This is a genomic window from Bradyrhizobium sp. USDA 4473, from assembly GCF_054063335.1.
Genome location: NZ_JBSSGE010000001.1, coordinates 863,913 through 885,830, shown reverse-complemented (window position 1 = coordinate 885,830; position 21,918 = coordinate 863,913). Strand labels below are relative to the sequence as shown.

Sequence of the window (21,918 nt, the reverse complement as noted above, 5' to 3'; positions counted from 1 at the left end):
TTCCTTGGCTGAGCCCCTGCTGCGTGTCGACAATCTGGTGCGCCGCTATGGCGGCATCACCGCGACCGACAACCTCTCGATGAAGGTGATCCCGGGCGAGCTGCACGCCATCATCGGCCCCAACGGCGCCGGCAAGACCACGCTGATCAGCCAGCTCACCGGCCAGGTGATGCCGAATTCCGGCACCATCCGCTTCGCCGGCCGCGACGTCACGCATCTGCCGTCCTACAAGCGCTCGAGGCTCGGGCTGGCGCGCTCGTTCCAGATCACCTCGCTGCTCAAGGATTTTTCCGCGATCGACAATGTCGCGCTGGCGGCGCAGGCGCATGACGGCCACTCCTTCCGCTTCTGGGGCAATGCGCGCAAGGAGCGGCATCTGCGCGAGGCCGCGCGGGCGGCGCTGGAGCGTGTCGGCCTCGGCACGCGCGCCGACGTCGTGGTCTCGCAGTTGAGCCATGGCGAGCAGCGCGAACTCGAGCTCGCGGTCGCGCTCGCCACCAAGCCGCAGCTCCTGCTGCTGGACGAGCCGATGGCCGGGCTCGGCGTCACCGAGTCGGCGCGGATGGTCGCGCTGCTGAAGGAGTTGCGCAAGAAAGTCACCATCGTGCTGGTCGAGCACGACATGGAGGCGGTGTTCGCGCTGGCCGATCGCATCACGGTGCTGGTCTATGGCCGCGTCATCGCCTGCGGCGCGCCGGACGCGATCCGCAGGGATGAAGAGGTCAAGCGCGCCTATCTCGGCGAGCAGCATGCGGTGACGCGCCATGACTGATACCAAGGCGGCCGAAACCCTGCTTGAAGTCGATGCGATCGAGACCTGTTATGGCTTGAGCCAGGTGCTGTTCGGCCTGTCGCTCACGATCAAGTCGGGCGAGATGGTCGCGCTGATGGGCCGCAACGGCATGGGCAAGACCACCACCATCCGCTCGATCATGGGGCTCACGCCGGCCCGCGCCGGCGCCATCCGCTTCGCCGGCGAGGCGGTACGCGGCCTGCCGTCGTACAGAATTGCGAAACTCGGCATCGGCCTGGTGCCGGAGGGCCGCCAGATCTTCCCGAACCTGACGGTGCGCGAAAATCTCGTCGCGGCCTCGGGCAATCGGCTCAATGCCTCCGATCCGTGGACGCTGGAAAAAATCCACGCGCTGTTTCCGCGGCTCGCCGAACGCACCGGCAACATGGGCGTCACGCTGTCCGGCGGCGAGCAGCAGATGCTCGCAATCGGCCGCGCGCTGATGACCAACCCGAAGCTCTTGATCCTCGACGAGGCGACCGAAGGCCTCGCGCCCTTGATCCGCGACGAGATCTGGAGCTGCCTGTCGATGCTGAAGGGCCGCGGGCAATCGGTGCTGGTGATCGACAAGAACGTCGGCAACCTCGCCCGCATCGCCGACCGCCACTACATCATCGAGCGCGGCAAGACGGTATGGAGCGGCACCAGCGAGCAGCTGATCGCCGAGCCGGATTTGCAGCACAAGTATTTGGGGATTTGAGCAGCAAGCATTGCTCAGTTACCGTCATCCTGAGGTGCGAGCGGAGCGAGCCTCGAAGGATCGACGGCCCGGTCGGTGGCCGTGCATCCTTCGAGACGCCTGCTGCGCAGGCTCCTCAGGATGACGGATCACGGGATCAAAACATCTCGAACTATTCGCGGTGCTTCCCGTCCGGCATCTCGGTCTGGAAGCGTTCGATTTCTCGTCCACGAACTCGGTATCCGGGATTTTAACGCGGCCTGCAGTTCGGTGGTCGCTATTCCGCGGGGCTTTCGATCGGCTCGGTCCGGCCGATTTTTTCCCGGGCGAGGATCACCAGCAGCGCGACGATGACGGCCTCGATGATCACAAAGGCGGCGAAGGCACCGGTGAACGAGCCGCCGGAGGCGTTGATGATGGCTCCCATCAACCAGGGCGCCACGAACGCCGAGAAGATGCCGAACACTTCGGCATAGCCGATCGCGGCCGGGGCGAGGGCGTCGGAATATTTCTCGCTCAGCAATGCGAAAATCGCGCCGCCGCCCAGCAGCGCGATGCCGCTGAGTGCGGCCAGCAGTACCAACGCGGCGAACGGCATCGGCGTGACGACGCTCCACAGGAACATCAGCGCGGTCAGCAACGCCAGCACGGCGGTGAGCTTGATCATGAAGGGTTTGCCGAGCCGGTCCGACATGTAGCCGCCGATCATGAGGAAGACCACCTGGGACAGGCCCATCACGGTGCCGATCACGGCTCCGGCTTCCGGTGCCATATGCTGGACGGTGATGAAGGCCGGGACCACCCAGGTGGCGGTGCCGGCGATCGCGAAGGTGCAGGCGACGATGCCGAAGCCGCCGACCGCGATCCATTTCGAGCGGAAGATCTCGGCGAGCGGCAGCGCTTCATGCGCCGGCTCGTTGCCCCAGCTGAAATTGGCAATGCCGAGCTCGCGCGGACCGTTGCGGACCACAAGGGCGTCGATCGCGGCGACGATTAGCGTGCCGATTGCCAGCACCGCGAAGAAGGTGCGCCAGCTCGTGGCCAATGTCAGCGGAATGCCGAGTGCGAAATCCATGGTGATGGCGAGGCTATAGGCTGCCAGGATCATGCCGACGACGGAGCCGCGCCGGCTCTGCGGGAACCAGCCGAAGATCAGCTTCATGTTGCCGATGAAGATGCCGGCATCGAAGAAGCCGATCACGAGCCGCAGCACGACGAGTTCGATGTAGCTCTGCACGAACACCTGCAACACCATGCCGAGCCCGGTGCCCGCGAGCCCGATCAGCAGCATGTTGCGCGCCGACATCGATCGGCTGACCGGAGACCAGACCACCATGCCGATGCCGTAGGTGAGGGCGAAGATGCCCTGGGCGAGACCGGCCTCGGCAGGATTGAGCTTGAGCGTTTCCGATACGAAGGGAAGCACGGCGGCGAACGCGTACCAATCCGCGGCAAGAAAGATCTCGCACAGGATCGCGAGCAGCAGCATGCCTTTTTGCCAGCCTGCAATCCTCTGGCGATCGGTCTCGGAAATGGTGGTCCAGCTCATGATGGGTCCTCTCGGTGATCGCGATCAAATGGAGATGAATACGCCGTCAGGCCGGTGGCGGCAGGAAATCGACCTCGTGCTCGGCGGCGATGCGCACCACCTCCTGCGGGTCCGGAACATTGTGGATGCGCTCGAACAACGTCTTCAGCGAGCGGGTCGGCGCCACCCAGAACAGGCTGGTCGCGGTCTCGCCCGATCGATTGAAGATCCCGTGCGGCACTCCCTTGGGCATGCGGACCAGGTCGCCGGCCCCAGCGACAAAATCCTTGCCGTCGAGCCACAGGTCGTAGCGGCCGCTCAGGACGTAGATGAATTCGTCCTGCGTCGGATGCACGTGCGGGGGGACGAAGGTGCCGTCCGGAAACACCGCGTGCCAGGCCATCGAGGCTTCGGATTGCTGCTTTAAGGTGTAGGTCTGACCCAGGATGTTCCAGACGATATCGCCGAAGCCTTCGTTGTTTGCCGTGACGCCGGGAGGCATGTCGATCATGGTGGTGTCCTTTGGTGTTGCGGGATTGCGTTCGGCCGTTCAGCCGGCGAGGAAATCGGTGACGTGACGAGCGGCCGCCGGTGTTTCCTCGAATACGAGATGTCCGGTCGCCGGCACCAGGACGAGACGTCCGTCGGCAAGGCCGGCGATCCACGCGTGTGCCTGGGCGGTCGGACGCAAGCGATCCTCGGCGCCCCAGAGAACGAGGGTCGGCGCGCCGATCCGGTGCAGCCAATGCGCGAGCTTCGGGTTACCCTGCGGGTCGTTGCGGATCAGCTTGGCGAAGCCCGTGACCTCGCGCCCGAGCCGCGCGTCGAATGCAGGATCTGGGTTTTGCGGGAAATAGCGTAGGGCCGCCGCCGGATCGTGCGCGAGGTAGGACGGCAGCTCGTGCGGAGCGATCTCGAACAGCCCGGGTGCCGGCGCGTCAGCGACGACGAGCCCGGCGGGGGCGACCAGCACGAGCCGGCGCACCCGTTGCGGTTGGCGGATCGCAAATTCGGCGGCAAGCCATCCGCCGAGGGAAAATCCGGCGAGGTCGAATGTGTCGAGACCCAGCCGGTCGAACAGGTCCATATAGTGCAGGACATGATCCTCAGCGGTGTCGATCACGTCCGCATCGCCGGAATCGCCGAAGCCGATATGATAGGGGATGACCACGCTGTGCCGGGTGGCCCACGCACGTGCCATCTCGAAGCCGGTAAAGGTGCCGGTGCCGTGCAGGAACACCAGCGCTGGTCCGCTTCCGATGCTGTGGACCACGGTCCGCGCGCCGTTGATATCGTATTCCGAGCGGGTGAAGCCGGTCAGGTCGGGCAAAGCCTTGGCGGCAGCATCAGGCATGATCGGAGTCTCCGGTTGAAGGCGGCAAGGCTGTGCAGGGAGCGTTGAGGTTGCTCATGCGGCGTCGGCGCGACGGCCCCTCAACAGAGCGGCGAACTGTTCGGCCGCATTGGCGATCCGCGCAGTGATGATCGGCGGCAGCGGTGCGCCGGACGCGAGCTCGCCGCGGCTGGCGTAGATTGCGGTCGACACGGTGCAGGCCTCGAAGAAGCCGAACAGCGGCCGCAGCTGATGCTCAACCACCAGGGAGTGGCGCAGCCCGCCGCCGACGGCCGTCAGCACCACGGGACGATTGCGCAGCGTGTTGGGCTCGATCAGGTCGAAGACGTGCTTGAACAGGCCCGGATAGGAGCCCTGGAACACCGGACAGCCGATCACGAGGCCGTCGGCCTGCTCGATGGCCTCGATCACGATGCGGGCGTGCTCGTCGAGCGCGGCCCGGGTAAATCCGGCGATGCCGGGACCGGCATCGACCAGATCGAGAACCTCGAATGTGAGCGGATGTCGGACGTGCAGCTCGGCGCCGACGGCCTCGACCAGGGCGCGCGCCTTGGACGGTCGCCAGGTGTTGCCGCAGAAACCGACGATGCGGGGCTTCGTCACGTGACCACCCTCATCCGATGGCAAGCCTCAGCCTGCGACGCCGAACACGGTCCAATGCGATCCGGGAGCGGGCAGGCCGAGCAGGGCGCGTCCGCATTCCTCGACGATCTGGTCGGCCATCAGGATGTGCTGCGTCCCGGAATGGATGTCGCGATAGAAGCGCTGCATCGGCGTGTTGTGCAGCGAAGCGCCCCGCGCGGCGCGGTGCGCGAAGGTGGCGGTGTCGGAAATCACGTCGTGAATGTGGCGCAGCGACAGCTTGATCATCGTCATCTGGTCGAGCGTCGGAGTTTCGCCGCGCGCGCAAGCGTCCGACACCTCGCGCCAGGTCTCGTGCACCAATGCCCGCGCGGCGCGGAAGCGCGCCTCGACCTGGGCGAACTGGAACTTGAAGCTCGCGCTCTCGCTCGATTTGCCGAAAGCGTCCTGGCGCTGCACGATGACCTTGACGAGTTCATCGAGCATGCGGCGCCCGACGCCGACCGCCCAGCCGGAATGTGCCCAGGCACTGTAGCCGGCAAGGCCGAGCGCGCCCTGCACGCCGCCGCGGCGGGGCGCGCCGATGTCGAAGTCGTAGGTCATATGGGTCGGCACGAACAGCTCGGTGCCTTCGCTGATGGTGTAGTCGAAGCTGCCGGTGGCGCGCAGGCCGAGCACATCCCAGTTGCCCATCAGCTTGATGGTCGCGCGCGGGTGATGGGTGACCACGATCTTGGGCTGGCCGTTGGGGCCCATCACGATGTCCTTGCCGGTCGGATCGGTGACGAAGCAGCCGGAATGCACCCATTCGGCGTGCTGGATGCCGCTGCCATAGGCCCAATTGCCGCGGATCATGTAGCCGCCATCGACCGGCCGGGCGAAGCCGCGCGGCACGCCGTTTCCGGCAATGGTGATGTCGGGACCGTTGGCGAAGACCTGCTTGATCCCTTCGTCCTCGACATAGATCGCGAGGGTGGTGCCTTCCATGTTGTTGCCGATCACGCACCAGCCGGCCGAAGCGTGGACGTAGGACAGGCGCTCGATCACCGTCATCGCGTCGAACGGCAGCAATTCCGCGCCGCCGACCTGTTTCGGAAACAGCATGGTGTAGATGCCGGCCTTGCGCAGCGCGGCGACCACGTCGTCGGTGAGATAGCCCTGGGCCTCGGCGTCGGCTGCCCTGGCTTCCACCAGCGGCAGCAGCGCGTCGAGACGGGCGTGAAACTCGGCGGCGGTCGTGGTGCCGGATGGCCTGGCGACGCGCTGGGCAGATACGTTCATGGTCGAGATCTCCAGGTCGGACGTTCCCGCCGCGTGCACCAGCCGGTGACGCGAGGGGTGGTTGAAATCGGACGGCGGGATCCTGCCCGGGCGCGGGCACGGCTCTGCCTTTGCCCGCCATGGGTTGGGCGAGCGGCGGAGCGTGCCTGTGATCGATGTCATGTCCCGCCGGAACCGCGCGACGGCGGTCTAAGCCGGCACGCAGGCTCGCGCGATTGCGATGTCACGATGCTAGGAGACGGCTCCGGAACCCGGCAATCCCCCAGCATGGGGGGATCGCGGCCATGGCTCGCGCCCGATCTGAAGCATTGCTGCCGCTTCTTTTCGCTTGACCAATCGTGAGGCAGCGCAGAAATTTTAATCCTATAAGATCCGTCAACGGCGCAGCTGTCCGGGGGGGCTGGTGCAGCGCGAGCGCGCAAGGAGTGGCGGTGGCTGCGGGACGAATGCAGTTGGATCATCTGCCTGAGCGCCGGCTCGCCGATGGGCTCATGTCCATCGCTGAGAGCCGGTCGGTGCATGGACTCGGCGTGGCCTGCTGCGCGGCGATCAGCAGCCTGACCGGCTCTCCGACCGTCGGCCTCTATCTGCTCGACGGTGCCGAGCCCGAGCTGGTTTACAGCCGCCATGTCGCGGAGGGCCTGCTCGACAATTACAGGGCGGGTTTCTGGAAACGCGATCCGGTGCTCGACTGCATCCTGACCGGTGGCCGGGTCGTCGACGGCGCGTCGCTGCATGGCTCAGCGCATTGGCATCGCAGCGCGTCGTTCGAGATGCTGAGGGAGTGGGGCTTCAGCTACAACATGGGCGGCCCATTGCGGTGCGGCCACAAGATCATTGGCGTGCTGTTCACTGCGACGACGGATGCCGAAGCTCCGTACACCCCGCTGTTGCAGCAGCGGATGGACATGCTGTGCCGGGCGGGCTCGCTCGCCGTGACGAACATGATGAATTCAGGTGAGCTCGAGCGGAAGCACGAGGCCATCGCGTTGCCGGAGCGCGCGGTGTTGCCGCAGCCGTCCATGCTCGCGCTGCGGCTCCCGCCACGCTCGGCCGATGTCGCAATCCGGATTTGCCGCGGCCAGACCAACAAGGAAATCGCGCGCGAGATGGGGATCTCGGATCAGACCGTCAAGGAACACGTCGCCAATCTCTGCCGGCGGTTTGGCGCGCACAACCGCACCGAACTGGCGGCGCGCCTGTTGCGCGACAGCTCGCGCCATTGAGGTTTGCTCCGTCCTCGCCGGAGGAAAGCGGCCCTCAAAACATCTCGAAATACTCGCGCTGCTCCCAGTCCGATACCTCGGCCTGGAAGCGCTCGATCTCCGCGTTCTTGATGAAGACGTAGTAGTCGACGAACTCAGGCCCCAATGCCTGGCGGAAGAACGGATCGTCCTGAAGCGCGAACACCGCTTCGCGCAGCGACTTCGGCAGCAGCGCAGCTTTCGTCTCGTAGGGCGTGTCGGCGGACCGGCCGGGATCGAGCTTGCGGTCGACGCCGTCGAGGCCGGAGAGGATTTGCGAAGCCATGTAGAGATAGGGATTGGCGGCCGGCTCGCCGATCCGGTTCTCCAGCCGCGTCGCCGGATCGCCCGCGCCGCCAAGCACGCGGATCATCACGCCGCGGTTGTCGCGGCCCCAGATCGCGCGGTCCGGCGCCAATGAATAGGAGCGGTAGCGCTTGTAGCCGTTGATGGTCGGCGTCGTGAACACGGTCGAGGCCCGCGCGTGCTCGATCAGGCCGGCGAGCCAGGCCCGGCCGAGCGGGCTGAGCGGCTCGCCAATCTCCTTGGCCATGAAGGCATTCTCGCCGCCCGCGCGCGACACCAGCGATTGGTGCAGATGCCAGCCGCTCGCAAATACATTGGGCAGCTTCGGGCGGCACATGAAGGTGGCGTGATAGCCGTGGCGGCGCGCGATCTGCTTCACCGCGGAGCGAAACAGCACCATGGTGTCGGCGGGCGCGAGCCCCACGGTCGGCGCGAAGGTGAATTCGCACTGGCTCGGGCCGAACTCGACCTCGACCGAGCGCAACGGCAGGCCGAGCGCGATGATGTCGCGACGGATGATCTCCAGCGCCGGCTCCATCTGATCGTATCGCTGCTCGGTGAGGTACTGATAGCCGTGCGACAGTAGGCTGACCGACGGCGGCCGTCCGGGCTGACCGGCATCCTCCGGCGCCATATGCGCGTCGTCGAGCTTGAACAGATGGAATTCGACCTCGAGGCCGGCGACGAAATCGTAGCCGCGGCCGGCGAGCTGATCGAGCACCTTGCGATAGAGGTTGCGGGTCGCGAACGGCACCGGCCGGCCGTCGCTGAAATAGAGATCGCAGAGCAGCCAGCCGGTGGTCGGCGCCCAGGGCAGCACGCGGAACGTGGTCGGGTCGGCGACCATCAGCACGTCGGCCGCGCCCTCCATCTCCTTCATGCCGAAACCGCCGCCTGACGTGAACACCGGAAACACCGTCTTGTGCGAGGTGTCCTTGGCGAGCATCGTGGTGGTGATCGAGCAGCCGCCCTCCAGCGAGCGCACCGCTTCGGCTGCGATCAGCGTCTTGCCGCGCAGGATGCCGTGCTGGTCGGGGAACGAGAGGCGGATGACCTCGAGGTTGTTCTCTTCGACGATGCGGCGGAGGCGTTGCGCCGCCTCCTTCTGCTCATCCGACCACAGGCCGTGACGCTCGACGAAGCTCACCGCGTTACTCCTCTGTCTCAGCAGTCGTCATTGCGAGCGAAGCGAAGCAATCCATGTCTCGGCAAGCGGCGCGATGGATTGCTTCGCTTCGCTCGCAATGACGGAAGGACATGGCTACTCCGCCGCCGTCAGATGCTGCACCTTGCCGGCGATCTCGCGCGGCACCGGCGCGGCCCACGGCGCGCCGCGGCGGCGCTTGACGTCGACCTCCATCCAGTAGAGCTCCCAGCCCAGCGTCGGCCCGATGCCGTCCATCGTCGCCGGGCCCTGGATGCTGCGTGCTGAGGCCTCATCGAGGAACAGCATCGGCTTTTCGCCGCCGCCAACCTTCTCGATCTCCTGCCGCAGCAGGCGGCGATACTGCACGATCGCCTTGTCGCTCTGGCCGAGATGCTCGTTGGTGCGGTCCTGGATCGCCCCCATCGATTCCACCGCCCACTGGTCGTGGACGTTGATGTCGGTGCCCATGCCGGTATAGGTCTCGGTGGCCTGCTCGTGCGGATCGAAGCCGTAATCGTTGCTCTTGTTCTTGCGCGACTTGTAGTCGGGCAGCGTGTAGAGCGCGAGCCGCTGGTCGCGCATCTTCGGCTTGTCGACCGGCGCCGCGTAGCTGGTGAAGATCGCATACCAGTAGCAATTCTCGTCGTCGACAGGCACGTGCCACTGCGTGATCGTCATCTCGGTCGACATCGGAATCACGAAGCCGTGCGGGAACAGCTGGTTTGTCACCCGCACATGGGTGCGCTCGGCGTCGAGCTCGCGCAGCGCGATCAGGCGCAGGCCATATTCGGTGTGCTCGACATTGATGATCGGCCGGTCGTATTCGCGCAGGATCTTGGTCATCGGCATGTCACTGCCGGCCGAAGCGCCGCGGAATTGCTTGCCGTAGGCGGCCGAGGTGTCCTCGTCCTCGAAGAAGCGATGCAGGAAGGACGCGTGCGCCGGATCGATGCCGACCTCGAGCGCCTGCAGCCAGTTGCAGTTCATGTGGCCCTTGAACGCAAACGTATGGCTGCCGGGCGCGACGAAGCAGTCGAGCTCCGGAAATGCCGGCGGCGCGCCCTCGCCGAGCCAGGCCCACAGGATGCCGCTCTTCTCCACCACGGGATAGGCGCGCTGTTTGATGCCCTTGCAGAGCTGCGAGCCAACAGGCTCGGCCGGCGTCTCGATGCACTGGCCTGATGTGTCGAACAGCCAGCCATGGAAGGCGCAGCGCAGCCCGCCATTCTCCAGCCGGCCGAAGGCGAGGTCGGCGCCGCGATGCGCGCAATGGCGATCGATCAGGCCGTAGCTGCCGTCCTCGCCGCGGAACAGCACCAGGTTTTCGCCGAGCAGCCGCACCGGCCGAACCGGGCGCGGCCCTTCCAGCTCGTCGACCAGCGCCGCCGGCTGCCAGTACATCCGCATCAGCTTCCCGCACGGGTCTTTGCGCCCGGTGCGGGTGATCAGATCGTTTGCTTCCTGGCTCATCATGGCGGCGTCTCCTGAATTCGGAATTGTTCGCCTATTGAACGGATGTGCGAATTATGCCATGTCTGGTTTGGACAGCAAGCGCAAATTTTGAACCGTTCAAAGCCCCAACCTGATCCCAATGCCCAAGCTGAAGCGGACCGACCAGGACGAGCGCGCCACCGACTTCGTCGAAGCGCTCGATCGCGGCCTGCGCCTGTTGCAGGTGTTCGGCACCGTGACGGGCCCTGCGACGCTGAGCGACCTCGCCCGCGCCGCCGACCTGCCGCGGGCCACCGCGCGCCGCATCCTGTTCACGCTGGCGCATGGCGGTTTTGTCACCACCGACGGCAAGCTGTTCGCCCTGACGCCGCATGTGCTGACGCTGGCCGGTTCGTTCCTGCAATCCAACCAGGTGGTGACGGTGCTGCAGCCGGTGCTCGATCGCATCGCGACCGCGGCACAGGAGATCGCCTCGCTCGCGCTGCTCGACGGCGACGACGTCATGTTCGTCGCGCGCTCGAGCCCGACGCGGGTGTTCTCCGCCGGTCTCGACATCGGCTACCGGTTGCCGGCGTTCTGTACCTCGGTCGGCCGCGCGATGCTCGGCCGGCTCGACGATGCCGAGCTCGCGGCGCGGCTCAAGGCGATGCGCCGCGAGGCCGTGACGCCGCAGACCGTGACCGATCCGAAGAAACTGCTCGCCACCATCATCGCCGATCGCGCGCAGGGCTACTCACTGGTCGACCGCGAGGCCGAACCGCACTTCCGCTCGATCTCGGTGCCGGTGCGCCGCTACGACGGCACCATCGTCGCCGCGATCAACATGGGTGCGCATGTCGACCGGGTGCCAGCCCAGGAATTGATCGATCGCTTCCTGCCGCTGCTGCGGGAAGGGGCGGAGCATGTGAAGAGCAGGTTGCTGTAAAGGCTCCCACGTCGTCATTGCGAGGAGCTCGCGACAAAATTGCAAAACAATTTTGCGCTGAAGCGACGAAGCAATCCACGCATCCACACGCGCGGAAAGATGGATTGCTTCGCGGAGCCTGTCATCCGGCGGCGCTTCGCGCCGACCGGGTGGCTCGCAATGACGGGGAGAGGGCCCGCTTTAAGGCTACAGCGCCACGCTGCGCAGCCCGAACGAGCGCGCCTCGTTCTGCAGCACCGGCCGCACCGAATCGATCAGCCTTGCCGCGGCGGCGTCGACCGACAGCCCGGCGGTATCGACCACCGCCGAGGCGCGCGCATAAAGCGGCTCGCGGCTGACCAGGATGTTGCGCAATTCGGCCATCGCCGAGCGGTCGTCGGCCATCGGGCGCAGGTCGCCCTGGCGGCGGACGCGGGCCATGTGCTCTTCCGGCTCGGCCTTCAGCCAGATCGTGTAGAACGACGACAGGATCAAATCGAAGGTCAAAGCCTCGGAGACGATGCCGCCGCCGGTCGCCAGCACCATCAATTCCTTGCGCGCCAGCAACTGCGTCAGCGCGGCCTGCTCCATGCGGCGAAAGCCTTCCTGCCCGTACAGCGCGATGATCTCGGCGACCGAGAGGCCGTTCTGCGCCTCGATCTCCTTGTTGAGCTCGACGAAGCTCCAGCCGATCTTCTTCGCCAGCATCCGCCCGAGCGTGGTCTTGCCGGCGCCGCGCAGGCCGATCAGCGCGATGCCGGAGAACGAGGCGCGGCGTGGCGCGAGCGCGCTGCTGCCGGCGAGCATGTCCTTGGCCTGCGCGATCTGGCTCGGCGAGGCCTTGCGCAGCAGGTCGCGGATCACGGCCCAATCCGGGATCGGCTCGCTGGTGGGGATCAGGTCCTCGAGATGCGCGCCCATCGCGCCTGCGACACGGCGCAGCAGCACGATCGAGACATTGCCTTTGCCGCTTTCGAGCTGGGCGATGTAGCGTTCGGAAATGCCGGAGACCTTGGCGAGCACCTTGCGCGACATGCCGCGCAGCGCGCGGGTGGTGCGCACACGCTGGCCGAGCTGTTCGAGGAAGTCGGTTTCCGGATCGTTGGCTGCGGTCATGATCCCTGCGCGACGCGAGTTTTCGGAAACATAGTGCCGACAAGGATTGACAGCAAGCCGATCTGGTGGCTTTGTATGAATTATAATTCTTAAATTCACAGGAGAGGGAAGCGTGGCACGTCTGGGTCCAAGGAAGCTCCGAGGATCGGGTCATGACCTATAACGCAGTCTCCTGGCTGCTCGACCGCAACGTCGATGAGGGCCGCGGCGACAAGGTCGTGTTCGACGACACGGTGTCGCAAATCACCTATGGCCAGTTGCAGCAGCAGACCCGCCGCGTCGGCAACATGCTGCGCCGGCTCGGCGTCCGCCGCGAGGAGCGGGTCGCTATGATCATGCTCGACACCGTCGACTTCCCGATCGTGTTCCTGGGCGCGATCCGCGCCGGTGTGGTGCCGGTGCCGCTCAACACGCTGCTGACCGCGGAGCAATACGCCTACATCCTCGGTGATTGCCGGGCCCGCGTGCTGTTCGTGTCGGAGGCGCTGCTGCCGGTCGTGAAGGACATCATCACGCGCATGCCGGACCTCGCGCATGTCGTGGTCTCCGGCAAGGATGCGTACGGCCGCAACAAGCTGTCCGACGAAATCGCGCGCGAGAGCGACGTGTTCGCGACCGCGCCGACCCATGCCGACGAGCCGGCGTTCTGGCTCTATTCGTCGGGCTCGACCGGCATGCCGAAGGGGGTGCGCCATCTGCACGCCAATCTCGCCGCCACCGCGGAGACCTACGCAAAACAGGTGCTCGGCATCCGCGAGGACGATGTCGGCCTGTCGGCGGCCAAGCTGTTCTTCGCCTATGGGCTCGGCAATGCGCTGACCTTCCCGATGTCGGTCGGCGCAACGACGATCCTGAATTCGGAGCGGCCGACGCCGGCGGTGATGTTCGCGCTGCTGAACAAATATCATCCCAGCATCTTCTTCGGCGTGCCGACCCTGTTCGCGGCGATGCTGAACGACGAGGCGACCAAGGCGCAAAGCGGAGGCAATCGCCTGCGGGTCTGCACCTCGGCCGGCGAGGCGCTGCCGGAATCGGTCGGCAACGCCTGGAAGGCAAGGTTCGGGGTCGACATCCTCGACGGCGTCGGCTCCACCGAGCTGTTGCACATCTTCCTGTCGAATGCGCCCGGCGACATCAAATACGGCTCGTCCGGCCGTCCGGTGCCCGGCTACAAGGTGCGGCTGGTCAACGAGGCCGGGGCCGACGTCGCTGACGGCGAAGTCGGCGAATTGCTGGTCGACGCGCCTTCGGCCGGCGAGAGCTACTGGAATCAACGCGCCAAGAGCCGTGCCACCTTCGAGGGCGCCTGGACCCGCACCGGCGACAAATACATCCGCGACGCCGACGGCCGTTACACCTTCTGCGGCCGTGCCGACGACATGTTCAAGGTGTCGGGCATCTGGGTCTCGCCGTTCGAGGTCGAGAGCGCGCTGATCACCCACCCCGCGGTGCTGGAAGCCGCCGTCGTGCCGGAGGCCGATCCGGAAGGCCTGTTGAAGCCGAAGGCCTATGTGGTGCTGCGGCCCGACAACTCGGCCGAAGGCTTGCGCGAGGCGCTCAAGGAGCACGTCAAGCAGAAGATCGGCCCGTGGAAATATCCGCGCTGGATCGACGTGGTCGACAACCTGCCGAAGACGGCGACCGGCAAGATCCAGCGGTTCAAGTTGCGGCACTAAAGCCAGACGTAACACCGTCATTCCGGGGCTCGCGAAGCGAGAACCCGGAATCTCGAGATTCCGGGTTCGATGCTGACGCATCGCCCCGGAATGACTGAGGAAAGAAACTCGGCATGACAAATCTTGCACCCACAGGCTTCCTCAGCATCGACGGCGCCGAGCTCGAATATCGGATGATCGGCCCGTCGCCCGAGACGGCACCCACCATCGTGATGCTGCATGAAGGCCTCGGCTGCGTCGGGCTGTGGGGCGACTTCCCGGAGAAGCTGCAGGCTGCCACCGGCGCCGGCGTGTTTGCCTATTCGCGCGCAGGTTATGGGGCCTCGTCGCCGGCGAATCTGCCGCGTCCGGTCGATTACATGCACCGCGAGGCGCTCGACGTGCTGCCGAAGCTGCTTGACCGGATCGGCTTCCGCCGCGGTCTCCTGCTCGGTCACTCCGATGGCGCGTCGATCGCGGCGATCTATGCCGGCGCGCATCAGGATCATCGCCTGCACGGCCTGGCGCTGCTCGCGCCGCATTTCGTCGTCGAGGACATTTCGATCAAGTCGATTGCCGAGATCAAGACGGCGTATGAGACCACCAATCTGAAGGAGAAGCTGGCGCGCTGGCATAAGGACGTCGACAACGCCTTCCGTGGCTGGAACGACGCCTGGCTCGATCCGAAATTCCGCGACTGGGACATCTCCGACTATCTCGCTTACATCCGCGTGCCCGTGCTGATCGTGCAGGGCGCGGACGATCAATACGGCACGATGCGCCAGGTCGAGATCGCCCAGGAGGAGTGTTACTGCCCGGTCGATGTCGCGGCCATCGCCGGCGCCGGCCACTCGCCGCACCGCGAGGCGCAGGCGGTGACGCTGGACGCGGTCACCGAATTCGCCAAGGCGGCGCTGCGGGACGACCCGGCGCTGGCCGCCTGAGGGGTTGGCGAATGTCGGAAGTGTCATTGCGAGGAGCGAAGCGACGAAGCAATCCATCGTTCCGCATATGCGGGACGTTGGATTGCTTCGCGGAGCCTGTCATCGGGCGCGTTCGCGCGACCCGTTGGCTCGCAATGACGGGTATGGAGGTGACCGCGTCCATCGTAGGTCATTGGCCCAGCGACCGATTTTCCCAAACATGAAACAAAATGCATGTTTTTGCGTTTTGAGCTGGACTAGATCGAAAACATGCATTATTGTGCATGAAGACGTCGACGACGAACCTTCGAACGAACAACAGCAAGACAACAGATAAGGGTGGCCCATGGCTGGTGACGATCGCGTCCTTGCAGGCGGGGCGAAGTACATCGACTTCCAGACCGAGCCGTCGCGCTACCGGCACTGGAAGCTCGACGTCGCCGGCGAGGTTGCGACGCTGACCATGGACGTCGACGAGAATGCCGGCCTGTTCGAAGGCTATCAGCTCAAGCTCAATTCCTACGACCTCGGCGTCGACATCGAGCTGGCGGATGCCGTGCAGCGGCTGCGCTTCGAGCATCCCGAGGTGAAGGTCGTCGTGATGCGCTCGGGCAAGAACCGCGTGTTCTGCGCCGGCGCCAATATCCGCATGCTGGCGGGCTCGACCCACGCCCACAAGGTCAACTTCTGCAAGTTCACCAACGAGACCCGCAACGGCCTGGAAGATTCCAGCGAGAACTCCGGCCAGAGCTTCATCACCGTCGTCAACGGCACCGCGGCCGGCGGCGGCTATGAGCTGGCGCTCGCGACCGACCACATCATGATGGCCGACGACGGCGCGGCCGCGGTCGCGCTGCCGGAAGTGCCGCTGCTCGCGGTGCTGCCGGGCACCGGCGGGCTGACCCGCGTCGTCGACAAGCGCAAGGTGCGCCGCGACCATGCCGACTTCTTCTGCACCATCGAGGAAGGCATCAAGGGCAAGCGCGCGGTGCAGTGGCGGCTGGTCGACGAGATCGCGCCGAACTCCAAGCTCGAGGGCAAGCTTGCCGAGCGCGTCAAGGAATTCGCCGCGAGGTCGAAGCGCAATGGTGCAGGTAAAGGCGTCACGCTGACGCCGCTTCGGCGCACCATCGACGACAGCGGGATCCGCTACGGCTTCGTCAGCGTCGACATCGATCGCGCCGCCCGTATCGCCACCATCTCGATCAAGGCGCCGGAAACCGCAGCGCCCGCCGACATCGACGGCATGATCGCCCAAGGCGCCGCATTCTGGCCGTTGCAGGTCGCCCGTGAGCTCGACGATGCGATCCTGCATCTGCGCATCAACGAGCTCGAGATCGCGATGCTGGTGTTCAAGAGCCATGGCGACCGCGCCAATGTGGTGTCCTATGATGCGCTCCTCGAGGCCAACAAGGCGCACTGGCTGGTCAACGAGGTCAGGCATTACTGGAAGCGCGTGCTCAAGCGCATCGACGTCACCTCGCGCACGCTGGTGACGCTGGTCGAGCCGGGCTCCTGCTTCGTCGGCACCTTGGCCGAACTCGTGTTCGCCGCTGACCGCTCCTACATGCTGATCGGCCAGAAGCAGGGCGACAACCGACCGCCGCCGGCGATCGAGCTGACTGCGATGAATTTCGGACCCTATCCGATGAGCCACGGCCTGACCCGGCTGCAATCGCGCTTCCAGGCCGACCCGATGGATCTGGAGCGTGCGCAAGGCGCGATCGGCAAGGCGCTCGATGCGGAAGAAGCCGAGGAGCTCGGCCTCGTCACCTTCGCGCTCGACGACATCGACTGGGACGACGAGGTCCGCGTGTTCTTCGAGGAACGCACCTCGTTCTCGCCCGACGGCCTCACCGGCATGGAAGCCAATCTGCGCTTCGTCGGGCCCGAGACCATGGAATCGAAGATCTTCTCCCGCCTCACCGCGTGGCAGAACTGGATCTTCCAGCGGCCCAACGCGGTCGGTGAGGACGGCGCGCTGCGTCGCTACGGCACCGGCCAGAAGGCGCAATTCGACATGACGAGAGTGTAAGAGGGCGAGTAGCGAATAGCGAATAGCGAGTGGTCTTCTTTTCCATTCGCCATTCGCTACTCGCCATTCGCCTGCTGCCCCAAACACGGGAGAGGCCACAATGAACATGAACATCATGAACGTCGACTACTCGACCAAGATTCCGAACAATGTGAATCTCGCCGAGGACCGCCAGGTGCTGAAGGCGCTGGAGGGCTGGCATCCCGGCTACATGGACTGGTGGAAGGACATGGGGCCGGACGGTTTCCAGGAATCGCTGGTCTATCTGCGCACCGCCTATTCGGTCGATCCGCGCGGCTGGGCCAAGTTCGACTACGTGCGGATGCCGGAATATCGCTGGGGCATTCTCCTTGCTCCCCAGGAAGAGAACCGCGTCATCCCGTTCGGCGAGGATTTCGGCAAGCCGGCCTGGCAGGAAGTCCCCGGCGAGCATCGCGCCACGCTGCGTCGCCTGATCGTGATCCAGGGCGACACCGAGCCGGCCTCCGTCGAGCAGCAGCGCCATCTCGGCAAGACCGCGCCCTCGCTCTACGACATGCGCAATTTGTTCCAGGTCAATGTCGAGGAGGGCCGCCATCTCTGGGCGATGGTCTACCTGTTGCAGAAATATTTCGGCCGCGACGGCCGCGAGGAGGCCGACGATTTGCTGCGCCGTCGCTCGGGCGATGCGGATTCACCGCGCATGCTCGGCGCCTTCAACGAGGCGACGCCGGACTGGCTGTCGTTCTTCATGTTCACCTACTTCACCGACCGCGACGGCAAGATGCAGCTGCACTCGCTGGCGCAGTCGGGCTTCGATCCGCTGTCCCGCACCTGCCGCTTCATGCTGACCGAGGAAGCCCACCACATGTTCGTCGGCGAGACCGGCATCACCCGCGTCGTGCAGCGCACCTGCGATGCGATGAAGGAGGCCGGCATCACCGATCCCTGCGACATCGCCAAGGTCCGCACGCTCGGCGTGATCGACCTGCCGACGATCCAGAAGAAGCTCAACCTGCACTATTCGCTGTCGCTCGATCTGTTCGGCTCGGAAGTGTCGACCAACGCGGCCAACGCCTTCAACGCCGGCATCAAGGGCCGCTACAAGGAAACCACGATCGAGGACGATCACCAGCTCAAGAGCTCGACCTATCCGGTCATGAAGATGGTGGACGGCCAGATCAAGCTGGTCGACGAGCCGGCGCTGACCGCGCTCAACATGCGGCTGCGCGACGACTACACGCAGGATTGCGTCAAGGGCATGCTGCGCTGGAACAAGGTGATCTCGACCGCGGGCATCGACTACAAGCTCGCGGTGCCGCACACCGCCTTCCACCGCCAGATCGGCGAGTTCAAGGACATCCATGCGACGCCCGACGGCCTCCTGATCGACGACGCCACCTGGGCCAAGCGCAAGAACGACTGGCTGCCGTCGGCTGCGGACGGCGACTTCATCGCCTCGCTGATGAAGCCGGTCACCGAACCCGGCGAGTTCGCCTCCTGGATCTCGGCGCCCAAGGTCGGCATCGACAACAAGCCCGGCGACTTCGAATATGTGAGGATCGAGTCGTAGCGGCGCTACGGACTGGTTCGCGGACTCGTTGATCCGACGCCGACTTGCATTGCAGCCAATGTAGCCCGGATGAGCGAAGCGATATCCGGGGCTGCACCGACCCGCATGCCGCTTCGTCATGCGGGCTGCTTGCTGACCGTCAGCTAGCAGTTCCTCTCCTCCCGGAAGGGCCGAAAAGGGATGAGCCGAGAAGGTCCTGGCTCGCCCCTTTTCTTTTTTGATCAGGTGCCGGTGCGGAGCCGGCCTCAATCGTCATTTGCAAGTTCGTCGGGCCACATCTGCGCGCCATGAAGCACCCGCAAGATACGAACCGTTTCACCTTCGACAAGGTACGCAGCGACATAAGGTGTGCGCGGAACGACCAGTTCGCGCGTGCCGGCGACACGCCCGGGCCGGCCACTGTCAGGAAAATCGAGCAGGCGCCGTGCCGTATCGGCAATCTGTTCGTCAACATGAACCGCAGCACGAGGATTCTCCGCCTCGATGTAGCTGAAAATATCGTCGCGATCGGACAACGCGAAGCGCGACCAGAGGAGTTTCATCGCTTGCGCCCCGGCGCTTTTCGAAGCGCGGCGGCACGGCGTTGCTCGAAATGCGCTTCGACGTCGGAATCATCGAGACTGGGCCGAGTATCCGCCAGCGCTTGGCGCACCTTGTCACGAAACCAGCTGTCGTAAGCCTGGCTGTTGCTCACGAGCTCCAGTGGGAGCATCCCCTCGTTGGCCGTGCGTGTCAGCAGGATCCGCACGGCGTCAGATACCGTAAGGCCCATGTTTTCCAAAACGGCGGTGGCCTTTTCCTTGACGTCCGCGTCGATGCGGGTTTGGACCAGGGCATTCGAAGCCATAGCGATCTCCTTCGCCATCAATGTAATGCATTTGAATGACAAGCGCCAGAGGCGTCGCAACTCATGACCGGAGGTGAGTAGCGCGGTCAAAATTGTCTGCCTGTCGGCGAAACCGCTGCTGCGTGTCCTCAATCTCGGTTCGTTTGGAGTCAGACGAATTTGAGGTGGTCCTGGCCTTCACTTGTGCGGCAAGTCGCAACTTGAGGTGTCGTGGACAATATGACGCACGTTGGTAATAGTGCGGCCGTTTCGTTATGCCGCGTGGAGATGCCGGGAGGTCGCATGTTCGATTGGGTCAAGAAGCAGTTGGCTGGACGACAACCGGCCGCCGACGATCCCTACGAGCAGTTCGTCCGGGCATTCGTCGTGGAGTGCCAGCGGCAAGGCATCCAGCCCAAAAGCTACGATCCAAACGCTCGTGGTTTCGTGTTCTTTCGCGACGATTCATCAGAGAGGATCTTTCGGCTGCACAATGGATTCCACGAGTGGCTCGGGCGGAATCAGGAAAGTCGCGCCATATTGGTCACAACCCTGGTGCGCTCGGTTATCGAGGGCAATCGGAACTACGCGCTCGATCCCGGCAAGTTGCCCGAGCAGTTGATGCCGGGTGTCCGGTCCCACGCTCAGATCAGCAATCTCCTGATCCAGAACTGGACGATGGGGGCGCCAGCCGACGACAGTAGTGCCACCGCGTTCCGGCCGCTTGTCGGCGATCTTGTCGTCTGCGCCATGCAGGACAAGCCGAACACCATGTCACAGATGAGCAATGCCAATCTGGCGGTCGGCGGGCTTTCGATCGATCAGGCGATGGAGCGCGCGATGGCGAATTTTCGCGCCAAGCTCGGGCGACCGGTGTTCGAAAGCCTTGGCGACGGCCTGTTCGGCTCCAACAATCTCGCAGAACATCAGTCGGCGCTGCTGCTGCTGACACCGGGCACGGACTACCAATTGCCCGCGATCGACGGTGCTCCGGTTGCGCTCGTTCCGGCACGAGGTCTCTTCTACCTTACTGGCCGCGCGAATAGGACCGCTTTGATAAGAGCGTTGGACATCGCGAAGAATGCAGCTCAGATGGCGTGGTTTTTATCGCCGACGCTGCTGCAATGGGATGGCGGTCGCTGGGGTGAGGCCACATTGACCGACGACCTTGCACCGCGCCAGCGCGAGGTCATGTATCATCGATTGGCCGCTGATTATGACACGCAGAAGCAACTGCTGGACCAATATCACGAGAGCAAGGGCCAAGATATCTTCGTGGCCAAGATGATGCTGTACAGCAAGAAGGATTCATCCGAGCCCTTCTCTCTCACGACCCTGGCGTCGGGGACGACCGGCACGCTGTTGCCGTATGCCGATCGACTTTGGTTCGGCAAGCAAGTCGTCGATCCGCAGACCGGGTTGGCGCAACCGCAGCCCGAAGATGTCGCCGACGTCACCTGGTCCGATGCCATGGCCATTGCCGGTCATCTGTTCGAGCCGGTGGCCTATCTCTACCCACCACGACTGCGCGCGCTCGGATTTCCGGCCGGCGACGTCTGGGCGCGACTCAAGGCGGTCGCGCGGTAGGCCTGTGTACCGGAGCATCGCGCCCTACCCCGCGATCTCCAGTCCCGCCGTCGCATAGACCACGCCGCCATCGACGGCGATGGTGTTGCCGACCACGTAGTCGCCGGCGCGCGAGGCGAGGTAGATCGCGGTGCCCGCCATGTCCTCGTCGCTGCCGATCCGCCGCGACGGGACGCGTTGCGCGACTTCGTCGGCGTGGTCGCGCGCGGCGCGGTTCATGTCGGACTTGAAGGCGCCGGGCGCGATTGCGGTGACGTTGATGTTGTCCTTGATCAGGCGCGTCGCCATCCGTCGCGTCAGATGGATCACCGCGGCCTTGCTCGCGGCATAGGAATAGGTCTCCATCGGGTTGACGAAGATGCCGTCGATCGAGGCGATGTTGATCACCTTGCCCGGCTTGTCATGGGACGCCGCGGCCCGCAGCGGCTTGGCCAGCGCCTTGGTCAGGAAGAAGATCGACTTGACGTTGAGGTTCATCACCTTGTCCCAGCCGCTCTCCGGGAATTCGTCGAAATCCGCGCCCCAGGCCGCGCCGGCATTGTTGACCAGGATGTCGAGCTTCGGCTCGCGTTTGATGATCTCGCCCGCGAGCCTGTCGCAGCCCTCGACAGTCGAGATGTCGATCGGCAGCGCGATGCATTCGCCGTCATAGGCGGCGGTGAGCTCCTGCGCAGTGGCCTCGCAGGGACCTGCCTTGCGCGCGGTGATGTAAACCCTGGCGGCGCCCTGCGCGAGGAAGCCGGCCGCGATCATCTTGCCGATGCCGCGCGATCCCCCGGTCACTACCGCGATGCGGCCCTTCAGTGAAAACAGATCCTTGAACATGTTGCCTCCTTAGCTATGCCAAGCGTTCTGGCCGGGTTGATGGAGCTAGTCAAGGAACCGCGACCGCCGGCGAACGCGCAGCCCGCTCGATCCTCCGGCGGTGGTCTGATCGGTTACCCGCGAAGGTCG

General features: G+C 64.8%; 20 protein-coding genes. 9 read left to right on the top strand and 11 right to left on the bottom strand.

All coding sequences use genetic code 11. The features are described from left to right. The first annotated feature begins 4 nt into the window (after nt 1–4). The gene (locus ACVW17_RS04160; protein ID WP_456756336.1) at nt 5–772 is read left to right on the top strand and encodes an ABC transporter ATP-binding protein; all 768 of its coding nucleotides are present in this window, start codon (nt 5–7) and stop codon (nt 770–772) included. Continuing rightward, a complete protein-coding gene (locus ACVW17_RS04155; RefSeq protein ID WP_456750767.1) occupies nt 765–1,493 on the top strand; it encodes an ABC transporter ATP-binding protein in 729 nt (242 codons plus the stop codon). The genes ACVW17_RS04160 and ACVW17_RS04155 overlap by 8 nt, the downstream gene beginning before the upstream one ends. A 256-nt stretch (nt 1,494–1,749) precedes the next feature. On the opposite strand, the gene ACVW17_RS04150 is transcribed toward ACVW17_RS04155, so the two are convergent. The 5 genes from ACVW17_RS04150 to ACVW17_RS04130 are packed head-to-tail and all read right to left on the bottom strand — an operon-like array spanning nt 1,750 to nt 6,217. Next, nucleotides 1,750–3,021 (bottom strand): MFS transporter, encoded by a 1,272-nt coding sequence (locus tag ACVW17_RS04150; protein WP_456750766.1) that lies wholly within the window; start codon nt 3,019–3,021, stop codon nt 1,750–1,752. A 46-nt stretch (nt 3,022–3,067) separates the two neighbouring features. Continuing rightward, nucleotides 3,068–3,511, bottom strand: coding sequence for a cupin domain-containing protein (locus ACVW17_RS04145; protein ID WP_456750765.1), 444 nt, complete (start codon nt 3,509–3,511; stop codon nt 3,068–3,070). A gap of 39 nt (nt 3,512–3,550) precedes the next feature. Then, nucleotides 3,551–4,354, bottom strand: coding sequence for an alpha/beta fold hydrolase (locus ACVW17_RS04140; RefSeq protein ID WP_456750764.1), 804 nt, complete (start codon nt 4,352–4,354; stop codon nt 3,551–3,553). Nucleotides 4,355–4,408: 54 nt separating this feature from the next. Then, complete coding sequence (locus ACVW17_RS04135) at nt 4,409–4,957, bottom strand: NAD(P)H-dependent oxidoreductase (protein WP_456750763.1); 549 nt, start codon at nt 4,955–4,957, stop codon at nt 4,409–4,411. Nucleotides 4,958–4,984: 27 nt separating this feature from the next. Further along, nucleotides 4,985–6,217: an acyl-CoA dehydrogenase family protein gene (locus tag ACVW17_RS04130; protein WP_456750762.1), complete on the bottom strand. Its 1,233-nt coding sequence runs from the start codon at nt 6,215–6,217 to the stop codon at nt 4,985–4,987. A 425-nt stretch (nt 6,218–6,642) separates the two neighbouring features. On the opposite strand from ACVW17_RS04130, the gene ACVW17_RS04125 reads away from it, so the two are divergent. Next, nucleotides 6,643–7,443, top strand: a complete 801-nt coding sequence (locus ACVW17_RS04125; RefSeq protein ID WP_456750761.1) for a response regulator transcription factor — start codon at nt 6,643–6,645, stop codon at nt 7,441–7,443. 34 nt (nt 7,444–7,477) lie between these two features. Here ACVW17_RS04125 and ACVW17_RS04120 read toward each other — a convergent pair whose 3' ends face one another. Both ACVW17_RS04120 and ACVW17_RS04115 read right to left on the bottom strand, forming a co-directional pair. Continuing rightward, nucleotides 7,478–8,914 (bottom strand): glutamine synthetase family protein, encoded by a 1,437-nt coding sequence (locus tag ACVW17_RS04120; protein ID WP_456750760.1) that lies wholly within the window; start codon nt 8,912–8,914, stop codon nt 7,478–7,480. 114 nt (nt 8,915–9,028) lie between these two features. Beyond that, nucleotides 9,029–10,387 (bottom strand): aromatic ring-hydroxylating dioxygenase subunit alpha, encoded by a 1,359-nt coding sequence (locus tag ACVW17_RS04115; protein WP_456750759.1) that lies wholly within the window; start codon nt 10,385–10,387, stop codon nt 9,029–9,031. 118 nt (nt 10,388–10,505) lie between these two features. Between ACVW17_RS04115 and ACVW17_RS04110 the strand changes: the two genes are divergently transcribed. Further along, on the top strand, nt 10,506–11,291 hold the full coding sequence (locus ACVW17_RS04110; RefSeq protein WP_456750758.1) for an IclR family transcriptional regulator domain-containing protein: 786 nt from the start codon (nt 10,506–10,508) through the stop codon (nt 11,289–11,291). A 186-nt stretch (nt 11,292–11,477) separates the two neighbouring features. On the opposite strand, the gene ACVW17_RS04105 is transcribed toward ACVW17_RS04110, so the two are convergent. Continuing rightward, nucleotides 11,478–12,470 (bottom strand): helix-turn-helix transcriptional regulator, encoded by a 993-nt coding sequence (locus ACVW17_RS04105; protein WP_456756335.1) that lies wholly within the window; start codon nt 12,468–12,470, stop codon nt 11,478–11,480. A gap of 68 nt (nt 12,471–12,538) precedes the next feature. Here ACVW17_RS04105 and ACVW17_RS04100 point away from each other — a divergent pair, with 68 nt between their 5' ends. The 4 genes from ACVW17_RS04100 (at nt 12,539) to boxB (ending at nt 18,551) form a co-directional block, all read left to right on the top strand. Continuing rightward, nucleotides 12,539–14,062 carry a benzoate-CoA ligase family protein gene (locus tag ACVW17_RS04100; RefSeq protein WP_456750757.1) on the top strand — a complete coding sequence of 508 codons (1,524 nt, stop codon included), beginning with the start codon at nt 12,539–12,541 and terminating at the stop codon, nt 14,060–14,062. 113 nt (nt 14,063–14,175) lie between these two features. Further along, a complete protein-coding gene (locus ACVW17_RS04095; protein WP_456750756.1) occupies nt 14,176–14,985 on the top strand; it encodes an alpha/beta fold hydrolase in 810 nt (269 codons plus the stop codon). A gap of 325 nt (nt 14,986–15,310) precedes the next feature. Further along, entirely contained in the window at nt 15,311–16,999 is a 1,689-nt protein-coding gene (boxC, locus tag ACVW17_RS04090) for a 2,3-epoxybenzoyl-CoA dihydrolase (protein WP_456750755.1), read from the top strand. A gap of 100 nt (nt 17,000–17,099) precedes the next feature. Continuing rightward, nucleotides 17,100–18,551 carry a benzoyl-CoA 2,3-epoxidase subunit BoxB gene (gene boxB / locus ACVW17_RS04085; protein ID WP_456750754.1) on the top strand — a complete coding sequence of 484 codons (1,452 nt, stop codon included), beginning with the start codon at nt 17,100–17,102 and terminating at the stop codon, nt 18,549–18,551. Between the two features lie 245 nt (nt 18,552–18,796). Here the strand turns inward: boxB and ACVW17_RS04080 are convergent, their stop codons facing one another. Then, the gene (locus tag ACVW17_RS04080; RefSeq protein ID WP_456750753.1) at nt 18,797–19,093 is read right to left on the bottom strand and encodes a type II toxin-antitoxin system RelE/ParE family toxin; all 297 of its coding nucleotides are present in this window, start codon (nt 19,091–19,093) and stop codon (nt 18,797–18,799) included. Further along, nucleotides 19,090–19,398 (bottom strand): type II toxin-antitoxin system RelB/DinJ family antitoxin, encoded by a 309-nt coding sequence (locus ACVW17_RS04075; protein WP_456756334.1) that lies wholly within the window; start codon nt 19,396–19,398, stop codon nt 19,090–19,092. The genes ACVW17_RS04080 and ACVW17_RS04075 overlap by 4 nt, the downstream gene beginning before the upstream one ends. A gap of 282 nt (nt 19,399–19,680) precedes the next feature. On the opposite strand from ACVW17_RS04075, the gene ACVW17_RS04070 reads away from it, so the two are divergent. Beyond that, complete coding sequence (locus ACVW17_RS04070) at nt 19,681–20,964, top strand: hypothetical protein (RefSeq protein ID WP_456750752.1); 1,284 nt, start codon at nt 19,681–19,683, stop codon at nt 20,962–20,964. A gap of 24 nt (nt 20,965–20,988) precedes the next feature. Here ACVW17_RS04070 and ACVW17_RS04065 read toward each other — a convergent pair whose 3' ends face one another. Beyond that, entirely contained in the window at nt 20,989–21,789 is an 801-nt protein-coding gene (locus ACVW17_RS04065; protein ID WP_456750751.1) for an SDR family NAD(P)-dependent oxidoreductase, read from the bottom strand. Nucleotides 21,790–21,918: the final 129 nt, after the last annotated feature.